21 protein-coding genes are annotated in these 21,669 nt (G+C 67.1%); 8 read left to right on the top strand and 13 right to left on the bottom strand.

What is annotated here, in order from left to right; genetic code table 11:
• The 3 genes from DB30_RS22915 to DB30_RS22905 all read right to left on the bottom strand — a co-directional run.
• Positions 1-202, bottom strand: a 202-nt coding sequence (locus DB30_RS22915; protein ID WP_146660176.1) for a hypothetical protein, incomplete at its 3' end; no start/stop codon positions are given.
• Between the two features lie 782 nt (positions 203-984).
• Positions 985-1,245 (bottom strand): addiction module protein, encoded by a 261-nt coding sequence (locus tag DB30_RS22910; RefSeq protein WP_052552533.1) that lies wholly within the window; start codon positions 1,243-1,245, stop codon positions 985-987.
• Positions 1,246-1,341: 96 nt separating this feature from the next.
• Positions 1,342-1,716: a hypothetical protein gene (locus tag DB30_RS22905; RefSeq protein ID WP_052552531.1), complete on the bottom strand. Its 375-nt coding sequence runs from the start codon at positions 1,714-1,716 to the stop codon at positions 1,342-1,344.
• Positions 1,717-1,889: 173 nt separating this feature from the next.
• On the opposite strand from DB30_RS22905, the gene DB30_RS22900 reads away from it, so the two are divergent.
• Entirely contained in the window at positions 1,890-2,375 is a 486-nt protein-coding gene (locus DB30_RS22900) for a GNAT family N-acetyltransferase (RefSeq protein WP_052552529.1), read from the top strand.
• Positions 2,376-2,448: 73 nt separating this feature from the next.
• Entirely contained in the window at positions 2,449-3,336 is an 888-nt protein-coding gene (locus DB30_RS22895) for a hypothetical protein (protein WP_052552526.1), read from the top strand.
• A 56-nt stretch (positions 3,337-3,392) separates the two neighbouring features.
• Here the strand turns inward: DB30_RS22895 and DB30_RS22890 are convergent, their stop codons facing one another.
• The 10 genes from DB30_RS22890 to DB30_RS22840 all read right to left on the bottom strand — a co-directional run bounded on the left by DB30_RS22890 (position 3,393) and on the right by DB30_RS22840 (position 14,828).
• Positions 3,393-4,055: a TetR/AcrR family transcriptional regulator gene (locus tag DB30_RS22890; protein ID WP_052552524.1), complete on the bottom strand. Its 663-nt coding sequence runs from the start codon at positions 4,053-4,055 to the stop codon at positions 3,393-3,395.
• A 25-nt stretch (positions 4,056-4,080) separates the two neighbouring features.
• Positions 4,081-4,506, bottom strand: coding sequence for a VOC family protein (locus DB30_RS22885; RefSeq protein ID WP_052552522.1), 426 nt, complete (start codon positions 4,504-4,506; stop codon positions 4,081-4,083).
• A 354-nt stretch (positions 4,507-4,860) separates the two neighbouring features.
• Positions 4,861-5,625: a hypothetical protein gene (locus DB30_RS22880; protein WP_338082206.1), complete on the bottom strand. Its 765-nt coding sequence runs from the start codon at positions 5,623-5,625 to the stop codon at positions 4,861-4,863.
• A 254-nt stretch (positions 5,626-5,879) separates the two neighbouring features.
• Positions 5,880-6,320, bottom strand: a complete 441-nt coding sequence (locus tag DB30_RS22875; protein ID WP_165703904.1) for a hypothetical protein — start codon at positions 6,318-6,320, stop codon at positions 5,880-5,882.
• 101 nt (positions 6,321-6,421) lie between these two features.
• Positions 6,422-7,390: a hypothetical protein gene (locus tag DB30_RS22870; RefSeq protein ID WP_146660167.1), complete on the bottom strand. Its 969-nt coding sequence runs from the start codon at positions 7,388-7,390 to the stop codon at positions 6,422-6,424.
• Positions 7,391-7,499: 109 nt separating this feature from the next.
• Positions 7,500-8,747 carry a ferritin-like domain-containing protein gene (locus tag DB30_RS22865; protein ID WP_052552513.1) on the bottom strand — a complete coding sequence of 416 codons (1,248 nt, stop codon included), beginning with the start codon at positions 8,745-8,747 and terminating at the stop codon, positions 7,500-7,502.
• Between the two features lie 211 nt (positions 8,748-8,958).
• Positions 8,959-10,377, bottom strand: a complete 1,419-nt coding sequence (locus DB30_RS22860) for a hypothetical protein (protein ID WP_205633043.1) — start codon at positions 10,375-10,377, stop codon at positions 8,959-8,961.
• 337 nt (positions 10,378-10,714) lie between these two features.
• Positions 10,715-11,698: a PA14 domain-containing protein gene (locus DB30_RS22850; protein ID WP_052552509.1), complete on the bottom strand. Its 984-nt coding sequence runs from the start codon at positions 11,696-11,698 to the stop codon at positions 10,715-10,717.
• Entirely contained in the window at positions 11,695-13,401 is a 1,707-nt protein-coding gene (locus DB30_RS22845; protein WP_052552507.1) for an ArnT family glycosyltransferase, read from the bottom strand. Before DB30_RS22845 ends, DB30_RS22850 begins: the two co-directional genes overlap by 4 nt.
• A gap of 77 nt (positions 13,402-13,478) precedes the next feature.
• On the bottom strand, positions 13,479-14,828 hold the full coding sequence (locus tag DB30_RS22840) for an aspartate kinase (RefSeq protein ID WP_052552504.1): 1,350 nt from the start codon (positions 14,826-14,828) through the stop codon (positions 13,479-13,481).
• 36 nt (positions 14,829-14,864) lie between these two features.
• Here DB30_RS22840 and DB30_RS22835 point away from each other — a divergent pair, with 36 nt between their 5' ends.
• The 6 genes from DB30_RS22835 to DB30_RS22810 all read left to right on the top strand — a co-directional run bounded on the left by DB30_RS22835 (position 14,865) and on the right by DB30_RS22810 (position 21,663).
• Entirely contained in the window at positions 14,865-16,232 is a 1,368-nt protein-coding gene (locus DB30_RS22835; RefSeq protein WP_052552502.1) for a hypothetical protein, read from the top strand.
• Positions 16,233-16,413: 181 nt separating this feature from the next.
• Positions 16,414-16,992: a hypothetical protein gene (locus DB30_RS22830; protein ID WP_146660163.1), complete on the top strand. Its 579-nt coding sequence runs from the start codon at positions 16,414-16,416 to the stop codon at positions 16,990-16,992.
• A gap of 72 nt (positions 16,993-17,064) precedes the next feature.
• Complete coding sequence (locus DB30_RS22825) at positions 17,065-17,418, top strand: hypothetical protein (RefSeq protein ID WP_146660160.1); 354 nt, start codon at positions 17,065-17,067, stop codon at positions 17,416-17,418.
• Positions 17,415-18,731 (top strand): hypothetical protein, encoded by a 1,317-nt coding sequence (locus DB30_RS22820; RefSeq protein WP_052552496.1) that lies wholly within the window; start codon positions 17,415-17,417, stop codon positions 18,729-18,731. Before DB30_RS22825 ends, DB30_RS22820 begins: the two co-directional genes overlap by 4 nt.
• Positions 18,731-20,446: a glycosyltransferase gene (locus DB30_RS22815; RefSeq protein WP_052552495.1), complete on the top strand. Its 1,716-nt coding sequence runs from the start codon at positions 18,731-18,733 to the stop codon at positions 20,444-20,446. Before DB30_RS22820 ends, DB30_RS22815 begins: the two co-directional genes overlap by 1 nt.
• Complete coding sequence (locus DB30_RS22810; RefSeq protein ID WP_052552492.1) at positions 20,443-21,663, top strand: radical SAM/SPASM domain-containing protein; 1,221 nt, start codon at positions 20,443-20,445, stop codon at positions 21,661-21,663. Before DB30_RS22815 ends, DB30_RS22810 begins: the two co-directional genes overlap by 4 nt.
• Positions 21,664-21,669: the final 6 nt, after the last annotated feature.

Genomic DNA, 21,669 nt, shown 5'->3' with positions numbered 1-21,669 from the left:
ACCCGCCCGCGCCGACCTTGCGCACCAGCTCGTAGCGGTCGCCCACGACGACCGCCGCATCGGGCTCGTTCGCCTCACGCAGGACCTGCGCCACCAAGAAGGCGCTATCCACCTTGCGGAGCGGCTTGGCTTCCAGCGCGCCGCGGCTCCATGGCAGAGTCGACGGCGTGGAACGGTCGGATCGTGAACTCCTGTCGCTCATTGGCGAGGGTGACCGGCAAGCAAGAGGGCGTTCGCAGAGCGACACCTCAGGGGGGCCATAGTCTACGCCAAGACCGAGAAAGCCGGGGCCTCGGCCGCTGCCACGCATCAACGCGACTGGATCCTCGGAATTGGGCTGTTAGATTGCGGCCATGGCTCCTAGGAGCCCGTGGTGCAATGCATCGCGTCGCCTCGCGCCGGGATTTTCGTCGAGATTGAGGAGCCGAAACGCACCTGTACCGGGCGTACTGGAAGTTTCGGCGACGAAGAGCTCGGCGGAAAGACCAAGCGAGGCGGCGTGAGGCGTTGCACCACGGGCTCCTAGCTGCGCCCGCTGAGCACTCCAGATCGACGTGGTCCCCACACCCGGCACAAGTGAAACGCCGCGTTGGCGCGCCCTCGAGGCCCCAGCCCACCCAAACGTCCGATCGCCAACAAAGCGATTCGTGAGGGCGTACTCATGGCGTCGGTCGTCCGCAACACCAACTCTCAACGCCTCCATTGGTCGGGGTGGCGACGCTGATGCATGACCGCGAACACCTCCACCCGCTCGGCCTCGACAGAGTAGAGCACCGCGTAGGAAAGCCATGGACCAACGCACGCCGCATACCCCGCTCGAGCTCGGTCCACGCGAACGGGTTCGCGGCGATCCTCTCGAAGGTTTGATCAAGCTCCTCCGCGAACCGAAGCCCAACCTCGATCTCCCCCTCTTCGAGGTACCAAGCCGTAGCTTCCATGGCCTCCGCCCTAGCCCGAGGCGTTAACTCGAGTCGCATTTGCTGCTCAAACGGTGGCCCGCTGCTCGCGGGCTCGCTCGACCATCTCGAAGATCTCGCGGCGGACATCCTGCCACGGGACAGCGTTGGTTCGCCCAGCCCGCAGATCATCGCGCCGTCGCTCGGCCTCCGCGACCCAAGCTGCTTCGATCTCCTCGAGCGAGGACCCCTCGCCGACGCTATCTTTAAGTACGGAAGCGAGGGCAGCACGCTCCGCGTCGGGGAGCCGCATCGCAGCCTCGAAGATGCGCCTGGCTTCGTCACTCACGCCCGACAGTGTAGCGCGATCACGAGGGCAAGGAACCGCGGGGAGCATCGCGCGACAAGCGCCCCCCCCCCTGCGCCGAACGCCATGCAAGAGTCGTTAGAGGAACTGCTCGCAAGTCATCCCATTGGCCACGGGTCGACACAGTACCATGGCGTCGATGTCGTGCAGCTGCGTCTCGGCGAAGGTGCGGATCGTGTCTTGGACCGCGCTCAACTTGGCCGGTATCCGGTCAACGGTGACCGTCAGCGTACGCACGTCGTTGGACCAGTCCAGATGAACGTAGGAGTTCAAGCCCTGCCCAGAGAGAATATCGGCGAGGGTCAGGAGCTGGGACATGTCGTGGACGAAGATCCTGATCGCGTCGAAGATCTCGTAGCCGATCAGCGCGACGATCAAGAGCGGGACGAGCAGCTTGACGGTGCTTGGAATGGCGCTGTAGAGGTCACGAAACAAGTTGTGCTGGGTGTTCATCTTCGTTGGGTCTGTCGAACCCGTGGTTGAATCGATCACGGAAAGCCGATCCCCTGAGGCCGAGTCCCAGCACGCTCGGCGCGGCAGGAGGACCTGGACAGCTGGGCGCTGATATGATCATGGGTCACGCGTCGACCGAGGCACTCGCTGAGTTGGGCTGCTAGATTGCGGCCATGGCCACCGAGCTGCGCCCGCTGAGCACCGCCGACTACGAGGCCTACCTCGCGCGTGTGGACGAGCTGGACGCGGTCCACCGCGACGCGCTGCCCGACGTGTTTCGTGCCCCTGAATCTGGCCCGCCGCGCACGCGCGCGTACTTCGAGGGGCTGCTCGCGGACACCGACGCGCTGCTCATCGGCGCGTGGGTCGAGGGGGAGCTCGCAGGGTTCGCGCACGCGATCGTCCGAGAAGTCCCACAACAGGGCATCCACGTCGGTCGTCGCTACGTGTTGATCGACAACTTCGCCGTTGGCCCGCGCTGGCAACGACGTGGGCTCGGCGTCGCGCTGGTCGACGCCGTCGCTGGTTGGGCGAAGCAGCGCGACGCGAGCGAGCTCGAACTCGAGGTCTGGGAGATCAACGCCGGGGCCATGCGCTTCTACGAAGATCTTGGCTTTGAACCCCAGCGCCGCCGACTGGCTCGGCCGCTATCGCGCTAGATCATCACTCGTTTCGGGGTATCTGCGTGTGCCCTGACCGACCCGGCTTCCAGGAATCGGCTATCGTCGTGTCGTGAGCATTGCGCGTCGAGGTTCGCGGCCGATCACGGTCGACGGTGTCCGGTTTCGCTGGCGGATTCGCAAGCGACCCACGGCCGGTCAGCGCTGTGGTCGGAGTCCGTTGATCATCGCCGTTGCAGCCGAGGCGGGTGCGGGGCCCTCGCTGTTGGTGTACGCCCAGCCACACCCCCTCAACCAGGCCGCGCGCCGCTCGTTCGCGGTCACGCCCGCCCACGTCGCGGGCTATGTCCGCGACGGCCTCGCCGCAGGCTGGTTGCCACTCGAACCCGGCCCTCAGTTCGTGCTCGAGCACCCTGACCTACGCGTGAGGCACGAGCTGCTGATCCTGCCTCGAGGTCGGCGGCGGCTCGGGGCCGAGGAGCTCGCGGCCCTCGCCACATCTTCCCACCGCGATCGCTTCGAGCTTCGCGACGTCCCGTCCGTGTCGTGGCGCGGCAAGCATGCCTACAGGCCCTGCGGCGTCGCCATCAACGGCCGCGACTTTCTCGAGCTCATCGCCGCCGTCGAACACCCCTTGGTCGCCGCCGAGTTCGAGCTGCGCCGCGAAGCTGGCGAGGAGATCGCCGAAGCCAACTTCGCCGGCGAGTACCTCCCCCGCTTCCCTGCGCCGTACCAGCTCGCCGGCGGGGTCGGCTCGGCAGAGGTACGCGCCTTCGAAACCGACGACGACGACCCGCGGCGAATCAAGACTACGCTCTTGACCTGCACCTGCGGGATCGACGAGTGCTGGTTCTTGCTCGCCAACATTCGGGTGCTCGACGACATTGTGGTCTGGTCCGATTTCGAGCAGTTCCACCGGGACTGGGTCTACGATCTGGGCCCCTTCGTGTTCGACAAGCAGGCGTACTTCGACAGCCTCGGCATCCAAATGCCAGGCTAGAGCGCCGATCAGTTTGGAGTCGCGTCGTCAGGTGCGTCTCCAAACGGATCGGCGCTCTAGGAACCGGCGGACAACTCAGCGTGTGTCGGCTCGTACTTCAGGGCTGGCAGCAAGACCTTGTCGACCATGGTGACCAGGAACTCGAGTTCGAACGGCTTGCGCTGCACGAGCGCACGGTAGGCGGCCATCGACGCAACGATCTGCGAGAGCGTGTCGATGTCGGCCGCCCGCGAGATCTCACCGCGGTCTCGCGCCCTCGACATCAGCCGGTGGTGCGCGCTCGCCCATGGCTCGACGATCGCCGCGTTCGCTGCTGTCGCCAGCGCCTCGTTCTCGGAGCTCATCATCGCGGCGAGGCTGGCCATGATCCGAAGCTTTCGCTCCCCCAGCTCCACCGGCTCGGGCTTGTAGAGCGCCAGCAGGTCTGCCCGCAGGGTGCCGGTGTCGGGGAGCCGCTCGAGGTCGACCTGTGCACGCTTCATGTGGCCGACAGCGTCGACGATGAGCTCGCCCTTCGAGGACCAACGCCGGTAGATCGTGCCCTTTCCAGCTCGTGCTCGGGCGGCAACCAGGTCCATCGTGAACCCGTTCAGCCCGACCTCGGCGAGCACGTCTAGCGTGGCATCCAAGATGTCGGCGTCCCGCGACGGGTCGCGCTTGCGACCGAGGCGGGCTTCGCCGACGGGTTCCTCAGTGGAGGTCTTCGGATCTTTCGCCACGTTGAGAAGATCGTAGCGTACCTGCTCAGGAGGCGTCGTAGGGGGCGAGGACGTCGAGCACCCAGACCACTCCAAAGCGGTCCTTCAGCATGCCGTAGATCTTCGCCCACCCCGAAGGCCCGATCGCTTGAATCACGCTCGCACCCTCCGACAGCTTGTTCCAATACGCCTGGATCTCCGCCTCCGAGTCGCCGCGAACGGACACGAAGAAGGCGTTCTCGCCCTGGCTGAACGGCAGCGACGACGGCACGTCATACGCCATCACGCTGAACCCGTTCTCGGCCGCGACCTGGCCCCACATGACCTGGTTCGCCTCTGACGGCTCCCGAGCAGCGTGGGCATCCGCGTAGGTGACGAGCGTGAGCTCACCGCCGAACACGGACTGGTAGAAGGTGAGCGCGTCGCGAGCGTCGCCGCGAAAGTTGAGGTGGGTGGTGCTTTGAACGGACATGGGGTTTGCTTGTGATTGGGCGCTGAACAGCGTTTGGTCGCCGAGGAGCGCCGCTCGACAATCTTGTACTGGCGAGTTCTAGAACTGTCAAGTACCGGAAGTGTCGCGCGCTCCAGAGAGCGGGAAGGCTTTGAGCCCAGGCTGGATCGGGAGCGGGTCGGTCAGGCCCTGCGCCATCGTCTGCGTCCCCCGCTCGAACGCGTCGGCCGCGACCGCGCACAGCTCGGGGTGGGCGCGGAGCAGCCACGCGATCAACTCCCAGGCCTGCAGCGGATCGTTTCCCCCCGCGAGCGAGAGTGTGCCGAGATGCTGTGTGCGATGCTGATCTCGGCTCCCCTCGTCCGCGCCCGGCGATCAGGGAGGAGCGCCGGTGACGACGATGACCTGGGCGCCATAGTCGGCGAAAAAGCCGTCCAGGAGCCACACCGAGTGTTTGGCGGTGAGGGTAACGACCGCACCAGGTCCATAATAGGATGCGTCCTCCACGGTACTGAGCAGCGACCCATAGTCGTCGTCGTCGTACGTCCCCACGCACGTTGCTCCTCCTCGCACCTTTTCGGGCAAGAACTCCAGAATGGTCGACATCGCCGTGAATCGGTCCTGCGCTGGGACGTTGCCTGGGTCGCTGCACGCCTCCGATCCTGCCTGCACTGGACCTGTGTAGATCCCCCGCAAGGTCCCGCTCGACTCGCTTAGCAGCGGGGCCCCCGAAGAACCCGCCGCAAGGGCTCCCTCCTCCCACCAGGCTACGTCATACACATCCTTTTGATAGACTTTCACATGATCTACCTCGCCAAACTCGCTGACAGCTATGGTCTTGGGCGCACCGCAGGGATGACTGATTGCTACACCCTGCCAAAGATCCAAATCGCACCAGCCGAAGAAGTAGGCACCGAGTTCGTGCGGGAGCGTCGTCGTGAGACGCAATAAAAGGAGGTCTTTCTCCTTCGAGCTCCTAACCACCGCAGCTCCTGTGATCCCGACCGCACCGCTGGCGGTGGGGCCTCCACAAACACCGGCCTCGAAGCCGAAGACGAACGTCGACTCCGTCTCGATCGCTATCCTCTGCCCGTCAGTGATGTCCCCTCCCCCTGTGACGACGTGGTTGGCCGTGAGCAAGTACGGGGTGCCGCACGCCTCCTGCCCCTTGTCGCAGCCTGCGGTATTGATCAGCACTCCGGTCCCCGAAACGTCAGGCCCATCTATGAGGACGACCCCACGCCGCCAGTCCCAGTACGGCTCAAAGCCCGGACACAGTACATCGGGGTAGCAGTGCGCGGGTATGGGCCATCCATTGGCACATTCGGATCCCTGGGCCGGAGCGGGCGCCGTCAACCATACCGCGGCCGCCATGAGGACCACCCGTAGAGGCTTCACGGCTCATTCTCCGCTGGCCGCTGCACATCAATCGAGCCCAGGTAAAAACCCTGACGGTCGACAACCGTCAGCTCGGCCACGTCCGGCTTGCACGTCCCCTCTGGTGCGAGGATCATCGCGGAGGACCGAGGGCCGATGTATTGCCACGCCGTGCCAACCCTGCACTCCTTCGAACTCGAGGTAAATCGTCCTGCGATATGGAAGTGCCGCTCCCCCGGATTTTGGACGGTGACCCCGGTGCCCGTGATGAACCACCGGACGCGCAGCTGCTCGAGGTCCGCAGGAGATGCCATTTTTACGAGGGGCCACATTTGACGGTACTGGTCCCGCTCCGCCTCTTGTTCCAGCCGGAGGTACTCCCTCTCGGTCATCTCGGGAGGGCGTAAATTGGAGGCATCCGTCAAGATGCTCTCGTCGGCTGCGTCCTCGAAGACCAACGCGGTTGTGCCTGAAGGCGCCGGGGGTGACGGTGACTCGTCTGTCTCCTCCTCCCCCGGAACTTCGCAGGCCACCACGACCACCAGTCCCGCCACTGCGGCTAGCGCCCGCACGTCGCCACCTTCCGGCCAAGCTCCTCGAGTTGCTTTTGCTGCGCGATCGTGTGGAGCGTCAGCTCCTCGACTTGGCGCAGCAGCGCCGCCGTCACATCTCCCAGGTCGAGGCCCGTCGCCACCTCGGCCTCCACGGGAACACCTGGAAGGTGCCCCTCGCTCCGAATGTACCGTTCAACATCGGAGAGCGGCGGCAACTCATAGTCCGCGTCGAACACATCATCCGCCCAATGATCCTGGTGAACGACGATCGCCTGGGCTGTGAGCTTGCCGGCTACCTGGACCACGGCGTCGCCATGGAGGGTGTCCGCTCCCGCCGCCCAGTGGTCGTAGAGCACCGGGCGCCCCACGTAGAGCGTTTCTTTTATCGACGCTTTTTTTGCACTCAGGCCCATGGCAACCACCTTCCCGTCTACTGCGACAACCCCGTTCGGAAGACCGGCCCCGTCCGGCCAGTGGCCCAACTTGCGGTCGTCGGCAAACTTCGCCGGATCGGCCGTGCCAACTCCGATGTCGCCTTCTACCGTGATGTACAGTCGGTCCTTCAAGGGGCGCCCCCCGTGGACAACAATGGGTCCGCCGTACCGTTGGAGATAGAGGGCACCGTAGGTGCCCTTCGTGCCCCCCGAGACCAGCAGGTCGTTGCGATCCACGCGCATGTGGAGCCCCCCTTGCTCGCCCACTGCGAGTGTGCCTGTGCCGGGGCTGGATGTTACGGAGTCCCCAACCACGTGAAGCGTGGCAGAGGGGTTCGCTCCGATGCCGACCCGTACCCATGGCGGCGCGGCAAGGAGGGCGCCCGAGTCGCCGCTGGCGATCCAGCTCGGCGCCTGTTGTCCAAACCCGTTGTCGGGCTCCTGGGCCGCCGCGTTCCTCGAGACAACAACAGCAACTACCGCCCCCACAACAATCACCACGGAGGCCGCGCTTGCAACTAGGACTTTTCGTGTGTTCATGGCCGAGGGGGCGTAGCACCACCCCCGAATTGGTACCAACTCGCGCCCCGATGCCGAATTGTGGCGACCAGGCCAATGAAGGCATCCCCGCCGACCTCGGTTGAGCAGCTCAGCAAAACACGCGCGAGAGTGCCCGCGCGTGATGGGGCCGCACCAAATTGGTGCTCGCCAGGAGCTGAGCCGCGAGCGGCCCCACGACCCGACGGCGGCCACGGGCCCAAAGCGCGGCGCGTGTCTCGTCGTCGAGCAAGCCATGGATCGGGAGTGGGTCGGTGACGCCCAGCGCCATCGTCTGCGTCCCCCGTTCGAACGCGTCGGCCGCGACCGCGCGCAGCTCGGGGTGGGCGCGGAGCAGCCACGCGAGCAACACCCAGGCCTGCTCGGCGTGGCGCGACTCGTCCTCGACAATGGTTGCGAGTGTGGCCGCGAGCGCTTCGTCCTCGCAGCACGCGGCCATGTGCTCGAGCTCGAGCGCCGACAGGGTCTCGCCGATGCAGCCCGACAACACCGTGTGCTCGACGAGCTCGGCGAGCGTGGGCAGGGTCGAGAACGGGATCGTGTTGGCCTCGGGCCACTCGACTGCAGGATCGAGAGACTGCGCAATGGACCAAGCCAAGCCTGCGTGACGGGTCTCGTCGGCCGCGAAGGTGCGCGCGCCAGCGGCGAACGAGGGCGGGCAGGCGTGGGCCTCGAGCCACGCCGCGAGGGCCTCGAAGGTCGCGATCGAGGCCAGCTCGCCCGCGGCGATTCGAGCCCAGGCTGCGGCGGCGCGCTGTTGGTCGTTGTCGAACGCGGGTGACCCGGTGAACGGATCGTCGTCGAACAGCGCGCGACCAAGGCCCGAGCAGGTCATGTTGGCGCTGACGGACTGGCCGTTCTCGTCGGTGTAGGGGCAGCCGTAGTTTGGCGAGTAGCCGTCGAGGCACACGTGGCTCTCGAGGCAAAACATGTCGGTGATGAAGCCGGCGCCGCCGCAGTAGACCACGCACAGCATGTCGTCGGGGCACGGGTCACACAGCACGCAGTGGAGGTAGGCCTCGTCGCAGGTCTGCCGGTCCGCAAATAGTTGATCACACTCGGCGCCAACGCACTCGCAGCCGATCAGCGGCTCGCAGCCGCCAACGGTCCAGCGAAAGCCAAGACTCTCCGCGCAGTCTCCCTCCGCGTTTGCGTCGATCTCGGCCAGGCAGATGCCGGGATCCGGCAACGGCTCGGGCTCGATGCCACCGCTGTCGTCGGTGCTCCCACCGCTGTCGTCGGTGCTCCCCCCACTCTCCGCGTCGCCCTGCTCGCCCGAGCCACCGTCGACCGGCCCAGGCCCGCAGGCCAGCGGTGCACCAAGGGCTGCGAGCAACACTCGCTCCAAACGTCGACGTCGTGTGTCGATCCGCGTCTGCATTCCGTCGGCCATCCCTCATGATAGCCCCACTCAGAGCCTGCGTTCGAGGATCTGTGCAGCGTCGGGGTCGCTCAGGCCCTCGCGGACATGGAGTCACGCAATCGCCTCCGCCACACCATCGAGGGTGGGCGGGGCGAGGGGGACCCGTGCGTCGGTCGAACCCAGGGCGTCAGTCGATCTTGGTGGTGTCGATGCGCAGCACTCGGCCGGCGGTCTCACTCGGCCCGGTGTCGACTTGGATCAGCACGCCGATGTCGTCGCCGAACGCGGTCGCTGCGATCTTGCGATCGGGGCGATCGTTGACCCACATGCTCCCGATGTCGTGCTCGACCGAGCGCAAGATGCTGCCGTCGCTGGCGAGCTGGGCGACGACGAGAGTTGCGTTCGCGTTGACCGAAGAATTGTCGAGGTTGGCGCTGCAGGTCCAAAAGTCGACCTTCTTTTGCACGCCGTCGTACACGTAGTTGGCAGTGACGTCCGAGACCACCCACACGCCCCAGATCGGCCCCTTGTTCGTGCGCACGATCCTGAAGGTCTCGGCCTCGATGCCTGTGGCCTGGTAGCCGCAGGGCAGGCAGTCTGGCTGGTTCGAGCCAAACGCCATCTCGCAGAACTTGGGCACGAGGGGGGTGTCGGCGGCGATGGGATGCTCCGACCACTTGTCGCCGTCGACGACCGTGATCACAGCGAGGTTGTTGGCGTTGATGCGCTGGATCATGGCGATCGGGACATCTTCACCAGACTCGGGTCGCGGCGGCGCGGCGAGGAAACCAGCGAAGTCGGCCTGTTGCCCGACGATGAGGTCGTCCGCACCGGCGACGTCGAGGGTCCACCGCATGATCCCGTTCTTGGCCTTGCGCAGGATGGTCACCGGGCGATCCCACGCGTCGGGCCCCGCGTAGCGGATCGAGCTGGTGCCCGTCAGGGAGCCGGCCTGGGCCCAGCTCCACTCACCCCCGTCGAGGCTCGCGGCCCACAACAGGTACTCCCCAAAGCCGTTGGTCTCGAACTGGGCGTGGAGCTGCCCGGTGCTGTCGGGGCGGATCTTGAAGCCGCCGTAGGGCCAAAACAGCTCGGGGAGGCCGTCTACATCAACCTCGATCCAGTCCTTGCCCTGGTTGTAGAGGTAGCTCGCTACATTATTTGTGAAGCGATACAAAGTGCCGTCGGGCGCCTGGCCGGTGAAGCCGTTGCCCGGGAGCTCGTCGAGCATCTCGAAGTCGATCTGGTCGTCGCCGTGCTCGATGTAGAAGTGCACGTCGTATTGACCGTCGAGCCTGCCCCACAGCCCGCTCGCGTCGATCGCTACCTCGGGGGTACGGATCCGGCTGGAGGGGCAGCGCAGCAGCGCGTCGACGAGGACCTCGTCGTGGGAACCCCAGAGGTCGCCTTGCTCGACGACGCACACGTCGTCTTGGAAGAGGATGTCGGGGTCAGGATCGGGATCAGGGTCGGGATCGGGGTCGGGATCAGGGTCGGGATCGGGATCGGGATCAGGGTCGGGATCGGGATCAGGGTCGGGATCGGGATCAGGGTCCGGGTCGATCTCGATGCCGCGCAGGCTCGGGTCGTCGAAGTCATCCTCCATCTGTCCCTCGCAACCGAGGGTGAGGGTCGTGAGGGCCAAGAGGGCCGCCGGGATGGCTCCGCGACAACGAGGGGTACGTGGCTGTGGTTTCATCGGTCTCCGTCTACCTGTGCTCGCCAACTATGGCGATTCAACGACAATACATTATCACGGTACAGCGCGGAGCACATCAACCAAATCGAACTCGAGAGTGTCGGTCGAATACGCGCTCTGATCGACCAAGCGGATAGGACACTCGATTGGGGGCGGCGCAAATACGCACGGTCTCGAGCCATCAGACGCACACCTGCTCACATTGGCGCCCAACCCGAGTCGAGCGCGCAGCCCTTGATTCGGGCTAGTCCAAGTCGCAGGGGTTGGCGTCGGCTTCAAACTCCATCCCCGGGAATTCCAGCATGTCGTCCGGGATCGGGGCGGGCGGCTCGTCTTCGTCGAACGAGGCGGTCACATGGATCGACGCATTGCCGGCGTCCTCCACGAACTCCACGCGTACGTGGTGAGTGCCCTCCTCGACCGACACCCGCGCCCCCTTGGCGGCGCGCTTGTGCTTTTTCCAGTGGTCGACGACGACCTCGCCGTCTAGCCATAGGCGCGAGCGATCGTCGCTGACGACCTGCAGTGCGACGTCGGTGTCCTCTTCCAAGACCAGGCAGGTGTCCCAGCGGGCGCTGAAGCGATCCGAGGGGATCGAGTCGGTCGGCCCCTGCTTGCGCCAATCGAACGCGACGTCGGCCTCACGGCGCAGATCTGGATCCCCTTCGAACGCGGGCGTGGGGTAGTAGGCGCCGCGCCACTGACCCTCGTCTTCGTTCTGCCAAGGACGCAGCGCGAGCAGCACGAACGCCGTCGCGCCGCCCACCCACCACGCGGCGCGGATGCCCCAGCGCGCGGCGAGCCTAGCCTTTGGCGTGGGCCCGCGCTGCCGCTGCTCGAGCGCGCTCATGACCCCGCCTAGCACCCGCAGGTGGGCCACCAATGCCTTGGTGGACGGCAGCTCGGGCGGCGTTGACTTGGCGTCGACCCAGGGCTGGGTGTGCGAGGCGTGCTGGCAGACCACCCGAAGCGTCGCGTGAACCGATTCACGCGACTTGGCAGGGACAGCCTCGAGCTGCTCGTCCGCGAGCCAGTCCGCGAGCGACTCCCCCGCGCCGTCTGGGACCTCACCGCGGCTGAGCCACGCGACCGCCTGCCAGGCACGATGGACATGCGGCGCGGCCGTGATCGGATCACACTGCGGATCCGCGATGAGGGTATAGGCGCTGCGCAGCTCGGCCGCGGCCGCATCGAGCACCTTCGCGCTGTCGGCTTCGGGCTTGGTCATGGCGAGTCCTTCACGGGCTTTGGCCGGGCGTTCTTCTTGGACTGGGTTCGCTGGGCCTTGGCCTTCTCCGCGTTGCGACGGTTCGCCTCGCGGCGGTCCCGGACGATGTTGAGCAGGCCGCCCTCGCGCGTGAGCTTGTAGATCGCGGGGCTCTTTCGGTGCCGCAAGTGGCAGTTGCCGCGGGTGTAGCCCATGAAGAAGTCGTAGCGCTTGCGGTGGTACTCGAAGTTGGGCGGCAGCCGCCGCATCGTGCGGAGCGGGCCACCACACCCGGCGATCCGGTAGATCGTGTTCAGGTACACCTCGGGCTCGGTCTGCCACAGGTGGCGGGCAAACTGCTCGGAGGTGTCCTCGTAGGTCTCGGCGTAGTAGTCGGTGTCGTACTCCCCCACCGCGCCCTCGAGCCCACCAATGAAGCGATTGAAGTACACATATTGGTGCGGGTGCAGGCGAATCATCATTGCGTACTGATCCATGCACAGCACGCCAACGATCACCCCCGAGACCAGGGCCGCCTTGGTGCCAAACCGGGCGATCGCCTTGGTGATGATGACGTCGGCAAAGTAAGCCGTGCCAGCGACCGCGACCGGGACCACGAACAAGAAGTGACGCAGCCCGTCGTACAGGACCGACCCCTTGTAGACAGCGTACAGCCACGGAAACCACAGCGAGACCAGCAGCGTGCCCAGCACCAGGTTGTGGGTGAAGCAACGCACGTCACGGGCGCGCCAGACCAGCGTGGCCACGCCCACGAGCGTGCCCAGCACGAACAGCACCAGCACGAACTCGGGCATCTTGAAGCCAAAGTAGTGCGGCAAGTAGCGCCAATCGATGTCGAAGTTGGACACCATCTCACCCGCGAAGGGCATCTTGCGCTGGTGATCCATGAACTGCGACATCCGCCGCACGGCCGCCAACGGGCGCTTGACCGGGTCGTAGAGCGCCCATGGCCACCACACCAACATCACCGCCCAGGCCCCCGCGACCACGCCGATCCCGGTCAGCACCAGGCGCCGCGCGTAGTGATAAGACGCCTCTAGGTCGCGGCGCAGCACGCCCTGATGGCCCACCCACAGGGCGATCGTTGCGACCAGGTAGCAGACCAGCAGCATCCCGCCGATCCGCACGCTCATCGCCAGCCCGATCGCTATCGCCAGCTTGATCGCCAGCGCCCGAGGCACCCGCGGGAATGTGCCGATCGCCTCGAGCAAGAACGCCATGCTCCACACATAGCCAACCGCAAACGGCAGATCCTTGGGGTTGTTGGGCATGTGCCCCCAGTAGACAGAGGTCGCGCCAATGAACAGCGCGGCGAGCAAGCCCGCGCGCGGACCCCCGAGCACGCGGCCGAGCTTCCAGGTCCCCCACAGGCCAAGCACGCCAACGATCGTGCCAAACAGGTGAATCGCCTCGTATTGATCGAGCGGTTCAGCGAGCTTGCGAAACAGCGCGCCGCTGAGGTCGAAGCCGCCGCCGTAGAGGTAGTCGATGCGAAAGGTCAGCGCGGTCTTGTCTTCGAACCCGCTCGCGTAGAACGCGAGGATGTGATCGCCATACTCGAGGTGGTAGCGCTCGTCCCAGGTGATCCCAAACCGCTGCCACGTCAGCAGCGCGACCACGCTCATCACCACCAACACCACCACCGCCGCCGTGTCGTACAGGCGATCGTGGCGGCCGGAGCGTCGCGGGTTCTCGGGGTTCATGGCGCGCACATCCGCGCCCAGGCGGCGGTCCGCGCCAGGCTACGACGAAGGCCCGACCGGAGCAAGACAGGGTGGGGTTAGCTCGCACCCAGTCCAAAGCCGTCGTGCAACGCCCGCAGCGCCAGCTCGCCGTACTTGTCATCGACCACGACCGAGACCTTGATCTCCGAGGTCGAGACCATCTGAATGTTCACACCCTCGCGCGCGAGCACGGAGAAGGCCTTGGCCGCCACGCCTGCGTGGGTCCGCATGCCCACGCCGACGATCGAGATCTTGGCAATGTTGGCGTCGGTCAGCAGGGTCACCCCCGGTGAGCAGACCAGCTCGAGCTCGCCGATCACCTCGGTCGTGCGCTGCAGCTCGTCCTGCGGCACTGTGAAGGTGACGTCGGTCTTGCCGTCGCGGCTGGCGTTTTGGATGATCATGTCGACGATGATCCCGCGCTCGCCGAGCGCGGTGAACAGCGTGGCGATCGTGCCGGGCACGTCGGGGCAATTGGTCAAGGTGACTTTGGCTTCGTCGCGATCGAGGGCCACGCCCGCGACCAAGACGGCCTCCATGTTGGGGGTCTCGGGCACGATCCTGGTCCCTTCTTCGAGGTGCTGGCTGTGGCGCACGTGCACGGGCACGTTGAATTTCATGGCGAACTCGACCGCGCGGATCTGGACGACCTTCGAGCCGAGCGAGGCCAGCTCGAGCATCTCTTCGTGGGTGATGCGGTCGAGCTTGCGGGCGCTTGGGACCACGCGTGGGTCGCTGGTGAACACGCCGTCGACGTCGGTCAGGATCTCGCACTCGTCGGCGACGATCGCCGCAGCCAACGCGACCGCCGAGGTGTCCGAGCCGCCGCGCCCAAGCGTGGTCACGTCGCCGGCTTCGTCGAGGCCCTGAAAGCCCGCGCACACGACGATCATGCCTGCGTCGAGCAGCGCGTGGATCCGCTCGGCGTCGATCGAGACGATGCGCGCGTTGGTGTAGCTGCCCTGGGTCACGACCCCGAGTTGATGGCCGACCAGCGAGACGCTGGCCCCGCCAAGATCCTGGATCGCCATTGAGACCAGCGCCGCGCTGACCTTCTCACCGGTGCTCATGAGCTGGCTGAGCTCGCGCTCGAAGCCCGGGTCGTCGCGCTTGAGCGGGGCGACCCAACCCTTGGCGTCCTTGCCTGCGCTCGCGCTCGCGCCCGCGACGGCGCGGTCCCGGGCGATCGCGTGCAGGGCGTTGGCCAGCTCGATCAGGCGGTTGGTCTCGCCGGCCATCGCCGAGACCACGACCACGACCCGATCGCCGCTGCGCTGGCGGGCGAGCACACGCTCGGCGACACCACGGATCCGCTCGAGGGTCCCGACCGACGTGCCGCCAAATTTTTGGACGACCAGCACCGGGGAGTTCTCGACCGCGCGTGGCGATCTGTCAACGCAATTCATGGCACGGGGCGCCGCGGGGCGTGCCACAATCGGCGGATGACGGCTGAGTTCGACCCACGCCCCTGGAACATCGTCGCTGGACTCGCTGGGCTGGCGCTGCTTGGTGGCGGCTGCGGGGGGCGGACGATCAGCGCGGACTCGGCCGCGGAGGGGACCGGTGACGCGAGCACGTCCAACACCAGCTCCACCGACGCGGGTACGGACTCGAGCTCCACCGACGCGAGCACGGGCGAGACCGACGAGACCGGGGACGAGTGCGTCAACAGCAGCGACTGCCCAGCAGGCTACTACTGCAACGGTGGGACGTGCGAGTACGAGGGCTACCTCGACGGAAACCTCTGGTACGAGTGCTATGTCGATGACGAGTGCGGCACGCTGTCCGTGTGCGAGTCCTACATCTGCAACCCGGTCGCGGTGCCGAGCGCGTGTGATCCAGCCGGCCCCGACCTCGCTATTCCGGTCAACTTCGACGGCCAGGCGCTGGCGTTGGCGTTCACGGATGTCGACGGCGACGGCGACGACGAGCTGGTCGTCGTCACGCAGGATCAACTGCTCGTGTTCGAGGCTGGCGGTGGCGCGCCAACGGCGAGTCCACGCCAAGTCACCTCCCCTTCCGTCGACGCGGCGGCCGCTGGCCAATTCGACGCCAACCCGGGTGAGGACGTGGTGCTCGCGGTCGGCAGCGAGCTGATGATCCACAGCTCGGACGGGCTCGCGGGCTTCGTTGGACCCAGCGTGGTCCCGAGCCCGATCGGTCCCGTGTCAGGGCTGCGCGCCGGCGACTTCGACGGCCAAGCGAGCACCGATCTCCTCTTGTTTGGTGATCAGGGCGCGGTCATCGATCACGGCGGCGGCCAGCTGACTTCGCTGGGCATGCAGACCACTCACGCCGCGGCGGTGCGCGAGCAGGGGCTCGCTGGCGCGGGCCTGATGCTCCGCAGTCCGCTGCAGCTCGAGTTCTACGATCTGGGCGGCAGCTTGGTGGCCGCGGCGTCGCCAAGCCCAAGCGCGATCGTTGACGGATCGAGCCCGATCGCGGCCTACATGACCGGCGGCGTGCCCTACAACCTGAGCAGCAGTCAGATCTCGCGCTGGACCTTGTTCGAGCAGTGGGACCCGGCGGGCGCCAAGCAGAGCGAATGGGGCCTCGAGGTGCTGACTGTCGAGATCGCCGTGGCAGACTTCGACGGCGACGGCGACGACGAGCTCGCGCTGCGAACCGAGGGCGGTGGTGTCTCGCTGCAGCGACCGGACTCGGACGCGGGCTGCATTCGGGCGCTCGAGCTCGACCCCGGGGCGGTCGCCAGTGAGCTCGCGGTGGGTGATCACGACGGAGACGGCGACGACGAGCTGGCGATCCGCCTTGCTGACGGCGGCGTCGTGATTGTCACGGTTGGCGGCTGATCAACACGCTTGCCGCCCACGCGCCCGTGACAGTCCAGCCGCCCGCTCGATCGCCCCAAAAGAGCCTTCAGGTCATGGCCGGCGCATGAGAACGCTGCGCTCAGTGGGGGATGACCCAAGCGCCCTCGGGAACCTGCGCCGACGGTAGCACGCTCGCCGAGTCGAGTTCGTATACTTTGACATGCGCTTCGCCCCAATCGCGTGCCTCGCCGTCCTTGGCCTCGTCGGCTGCCCGTCCAAGCCGACCCCGGCTCCACCGACTGGCCCACACGCAGCCCCGCAAGCGCAACCGAGCGAGACCGAAGTCGCGCAGACAGATCCTGAACCGGGACCGGGACCGGGACCGGAGCAGGTTGAAGCGCGTGGGCGCTTCGCGGGGATGAAGGTTGGCGAGGAGTTTCACCATGGCGCGTCGCCGACGGTCGGCGCGATCACCTTGGCGCCCGGTCTCGAGCGGCTGTCTACCGTCAGCTTCGCAGATGGCTGGGTGTTCATCAGCGCGCGCGAGGGGGCTGACCTCGTGGTCCTGCTCGCCAACGAAGGCGTCATCACGGACGACGTGACCATGCCCGGGTTCGCAGAGCACCTGGTCGTCGCCGATTGCGACACCACGGCCGACACCTTCTTGGCTGTGCTCGCGCCCGATGGCTGCACCGACACCAACGCTCCCCGCAGCGTTCGCGGCTTCACCCATGACGGGCGGCGACTCGTCGACGTCCCTGACCCGGTCATGTGCTGGTGCGACTTGGTCGAGCCCTGATCGTGCTCGTCATGGCCGGCGGCCGATCAACAGACTTGCCGTCCACGCGCCCGGCCGCCTACTCTCACCTTCGTGGTCACAGAGCAACGAGGCTGCGCCGTCTTGGCGGAGGTGTTCGAGCGCCGCGGCTATTCACTGGCCCGCGACATCGAGCTGCGCTTCGAGGGCGTCGCGTTCACGGCAGATGGCTGGGACGCCGCCGCCAAGGTTGGCTTCGAGTACCTGACTCATGCCGCTGGGGATCACCTGGATCTCACGGCCGACGAGATGGCCGTGCTCGGGGCGATGATCGAGCGCGGTGAGTTGTTCATGCTGTTGATCGACGAGCACGAGGTCGACAGCGTTCAGGATCTCGAGTGGGCGGCCGAGCGGTTCTTGGACGCGGTCGCCGAGCGCCGCGACGCCGCACCCAACGAGGGCACATGAGCCGGATCACCGGGCACGCCGCCGCGCTGATCGCCAAGCGAAGCGCGACCGCGTACGCGGAAGAGCGCGAGCGACTGCGCGAGTCCGACCGGGTCATCGCCGCGGATCAACAAGCGCTCACGGCCTCACTGGCCCAGGCGTGGGAGCAGCTGACCGTGACGGTGGTCCCGGGCTTGGTCGCGGAACACCTAGATTGGGCGGCGTCGCTGATCCACCTGCCCTCAATCGCCAGCGCGCCGGTCCAGGCCCGGATCGAGCAGGACCGATCAAAGCTCACCAGCGAGCTCGCGGCGCTCGACGCCAACCCCGATTTTCAAGACCGCGAGCTGAAGATCAACGCGTGCACAATCGAGATCGCGGAGCTCGAGCGCCCGCTCGCGCCTTTGCGAGAAGCCCTGGATCCGCTCGAAGCCCACCCGATGTTCCATCCGTTGATGGTGGCCGACTACGGCACGCCCAACTACCAGACCAAGTGGTACGAGCTGGCCTACTACCGGCACTGGAAGCACGGCGACTCGATCGTGGAGCAGTTCGGCGAGCCGCGTGGGCTGACCAGCTTCGCGCAGCTGCGCGAGCGCTACGAACAAGAAGCGGCCGCGCGCCGAACTTTGGAGACCGAGCTCGCCAAGTGGGTCTCGGAGCGGGCGCATATCGAAGCGATGGCCGTGCGCCACGCCCAGCTGCAGGAGTCCCTGCGCACGATCGAGGATCGCCACTGGGCGCTCACCCGCGGTCGCGTCCACGAGCACCTGTCGGCGCTCGACGACGACCTGCTCACGCTGCTGTCTGGCTACGAGCCCGGGCTCTACGCGGCCAAGCGAGTCGCGGGGATCCGGGCCAAGCTGCGCTACATCAGCGCCATGCGTGCGACCTGGATTGCCGCCCCGCTGGCCCAGCTGCAGCGACGCCTGGTCAAGGCCAAGCGCGGCATCGACAAGTACCAGCGCAACAAGAACGCGCACTCGCTGTTCGACGCGCACCAGATCCAGTCGAAGTATAAGGTGCCCACGGACGGTTGGAACAAGCGCTGGAACAAGCTGGACACCGCCTACTCGCGCGTGCGCGACTACGACAGCTACGACGACTACCGCCCGGGCGACCAGACGATCTGGTGGCACCTGATGACCGGTGGCGAGGTCAAGGCCAGGTTCATCCCCGAGGTCGGGGAGTACTACGCGCGGCCCAAGTCCGAGCGCGAGGGATCGGGCGGCGGATCGGGGGACAACCCGCGCGAGCAAGCCATGGCGGCGTTGATCCACGAGGGCTACGCCGACCCAAGCAACGACCGCGAGGCGTGGGACGACGTCAGCTAATGGAGCTGCCGCGCACGCTCTCGATCGTCAGCTACGCCGTCAACGGGCGCGGGCTCGGGCACCTCTCGCGGCAAGTGGCGATCCATCGGTGGCTGCGCCGCTACGCCACCTTCGCGGGGATCCGCAGCCAGCACTGGTTCTTGACCACCTCCGAGGCCGACACGCTGTTGTTCCACGAGGGCTTCGCTGGCTTCAAGCTGCCCAGCAAGTCGGTGGTCGCGGAGGCGGGGATCTCCAAGCCCAGCTACCTGGCCCTGGCCAAGCAGTGGATCTGGCACTCGGTCGCGCTGCTGCGGCCAGACTTGTTCGTCGTCGACACCTTCCCCGGTGGCTCGTTTCAGGAGCTGCTTGGGGTCTTGGATCTCTGCAAGCACCCCGCGCTGGTGCTGCGACCGGTGCGGCCCGAGTTTGCGGGGCGGCCCTCGTTTCGGGCGTTGGCGGGCCTGTATGAGCGGGTCATCGTGCCCAGCGACGCGGCGAGCGAGCCTGGCCTGGCCGCCGCCTTGGGGCTGGCGTCGGACCGGCTGCGCTTCGTCGGGCCGATCATGCGCGGCGAGGCGTTCGAGCGGCTCGACCGATCGCAGGCGCGGGCGCGGCTTGGGATCCCCGCGCAGGCGCGCTGCGTGTTGGTGTCCGGTGGCGGCGGGGGCGACGACGACGTCGCCCGCCTGTTCGAGGCGGTCGAGGCCAGCGCGCGCACCCTCGAGGCCGAGTCTGCGAGCGCGCCCCCGCTGTGGCTGGTGTTCGCGGCGGGGCCGTTGTTTCGCGGTCGCCCGCTGACCGGGTCGCGGCGGATCTGGTGGACGACGCCGGATCTGCCCCCGCTGCTGTCGGCGTTCGACGCCGCGATCTGTGCCGGGGGCTTCAACGCCGTCCACGAGCTCAGCTTCGCGGGCGTGCCAACGGCCTTCGTGCCGCAGCGCAAGATCGCCGACGACCAGCATGATCGGGTGCGCGGCTTCGTCGAGGCCGGCGCGGCGTTGTGCGTGGAGCTCTCCCCCCAACCCCGCGCGGATCCCCAGCTGCTCGCCGCGCTGCGCGAGCTGCTGGACCCCAACCGCGGCCCCGCGCTCGCAACCCAAGCCCGCGCGCGGGTCCCCACCAACAACGCACGCGCCGCGGCCAGCGAGCTGCTGGGCCTGTGTCTGCCCGCGGCGATCCTCGACCACGCCAAAGATGCGCTCGACGAGGCGCTGCTGACGGAGCTGGGCGCGAGCGGTGTCTCGCTCGCGGACCTGGTTCAGCTGAGCGTCGACTTGCAGGATCCGCGGACCCCCGTCGATCGCAGCGAGCTCGCGCTCGCGCCCACGCTCGATCTGCTGGCCGAGACCCGCGAGCTCGGCGTGCCGCTGCCGCAGCTGTCGCGCCTGGCCAAGCTCATGGCCCGCCGGATCAAGTCCGAGGCGATCAACCCCGAGCTGCTTGGCGAGCTGCTGCTCACGGTCCTGCGCGCCCCCGCCAGCGCCGGCCAGTGGTCGGCGCTGACCATGGTCCTCGACGCGCTCCCGGGCGATCGCAGCTTGGACGCGCCCGCGTTCGTCGCCCGGCTGCTGCGCTTGCTCGACACCGCCGCCCACACTGGCCATGACCTGCTCGCGCTCGCGCGGGTGATCCTCGAGCAACCACCGGGGCTCGCGGGCGAGCGGCTGTACGCAGGCCTTCACTCGCAGCTGCGCGCGCCCCCAACAGGCCCTGGCGAGGGGGCGCCACCGTGACCGAAGCCCACGCACGCCGAGCGGCCCGGGTCGCGGCCCACAAGGCCAACCAACGCGCGCGGCTGGAGGCGTTCGCAACCGGCGAGCTCCCGCTTGGGCCGGCCTCGGTTCACATCGACGTGACCAACGCCTGCAACATCGACTGCGTGACCTGCTGGGATCACAGCCCGCACTTGCAGCAGCCCCGGCCGATCAGCTGGAAGCGCCAGCGCGCCGATCCAGCCCAGTTCGAGCAGCTGCTGGCCGACATCGACAGCCTTGGTGGGCTCGAGGCGGTGATCGTCTCGGGCATGGGCGAGCCCTTCACCCACCCGCAGATCTACGAGCTGCTCGCGGCGGTCAAGCGTCGCGGGCTGCACCTCACGGTGATCACCAACTTGCTGGCCGCCGATCCAGCGCGGATCCTCGAGCTCGAGGTTGACTGTCTGCTGTTGGGGATCCACGCCGCGAGCGAGCGGGCGTACCTGGACTTTCACCCGAGCTGGTCGGCCCGCGACTGGCAGCGTCTGCAGTCCACGCTGGCCCAGTTCAGCGCGGCCGGTCGCCGGGGCGACAAGCACGTCCACGTGATCTGCAAGCACAACGCGGGCGAGCTGATCGCCATGATCGAACAGGCCGCGCGCCTGCACGCGGCGCGGGTCAACTTCAAGCTGGCCTCCTTGCGGGCCGGGACCGAGGTCGTGGGGATCGACGCGGACCAGCGCGCGCGGCTGCGATCGGGCGAGCTCGCGGCCGCCAAGCAGCGCGCCGAGGCGCTCGGGCTCGCGCACAACCTCGACGCGTTCGCGCTGCAGCTCGAGGCCGGCGGCTTGGCGACCGCGCCGATCGATCAGGTCGGGTGCTTCATGGGCCAGCTCTACAGTCGGATCACCGTGGACGGCACGGTGCTGTATTGCTGCAACACCGAGGTCGTTGTTGGCCAGCTCGACGCGAACACGCGCTTCTCGCAGCTGTGGCACGGGCCCAGCTGGACCGCCCTGCGCGAGCGCCTGCGCCAGGGTCGGTACCTCCCGAGCTGTTCACAGTGCGGCAAGTTCAACCAAAACCTGACCTGGTCCGAGCGGGTCCGCGCCGCGCACGGTGAGGCCCGCTGGCTCGAGCTCACCGGCCGCGGCACGGCAAACCACCAGGCCGCAGCACCAACCACCGGCGCGCCCCCAAGCGCCGACGCGGTCGCCAGCGCGATGCGCCGCCTGTCTCTGCCCGTGCTGCGCTAGGAGCCC

Origin of the sequence: Enhygromyxa salina (assembly GCF_000737335.2) — a bacterium.
Taxonomy (GTDB): Bacteria; Myxococcota_A; Polyangia; order Nannocystales; family Nannocystaceae; genus Plesiocystis; species Plesiocystis salina_C.
Note: the sequence above shows the minus strand (reverse complement) of the source record. Positions and strands in the feature narration are given on the sequence as shown.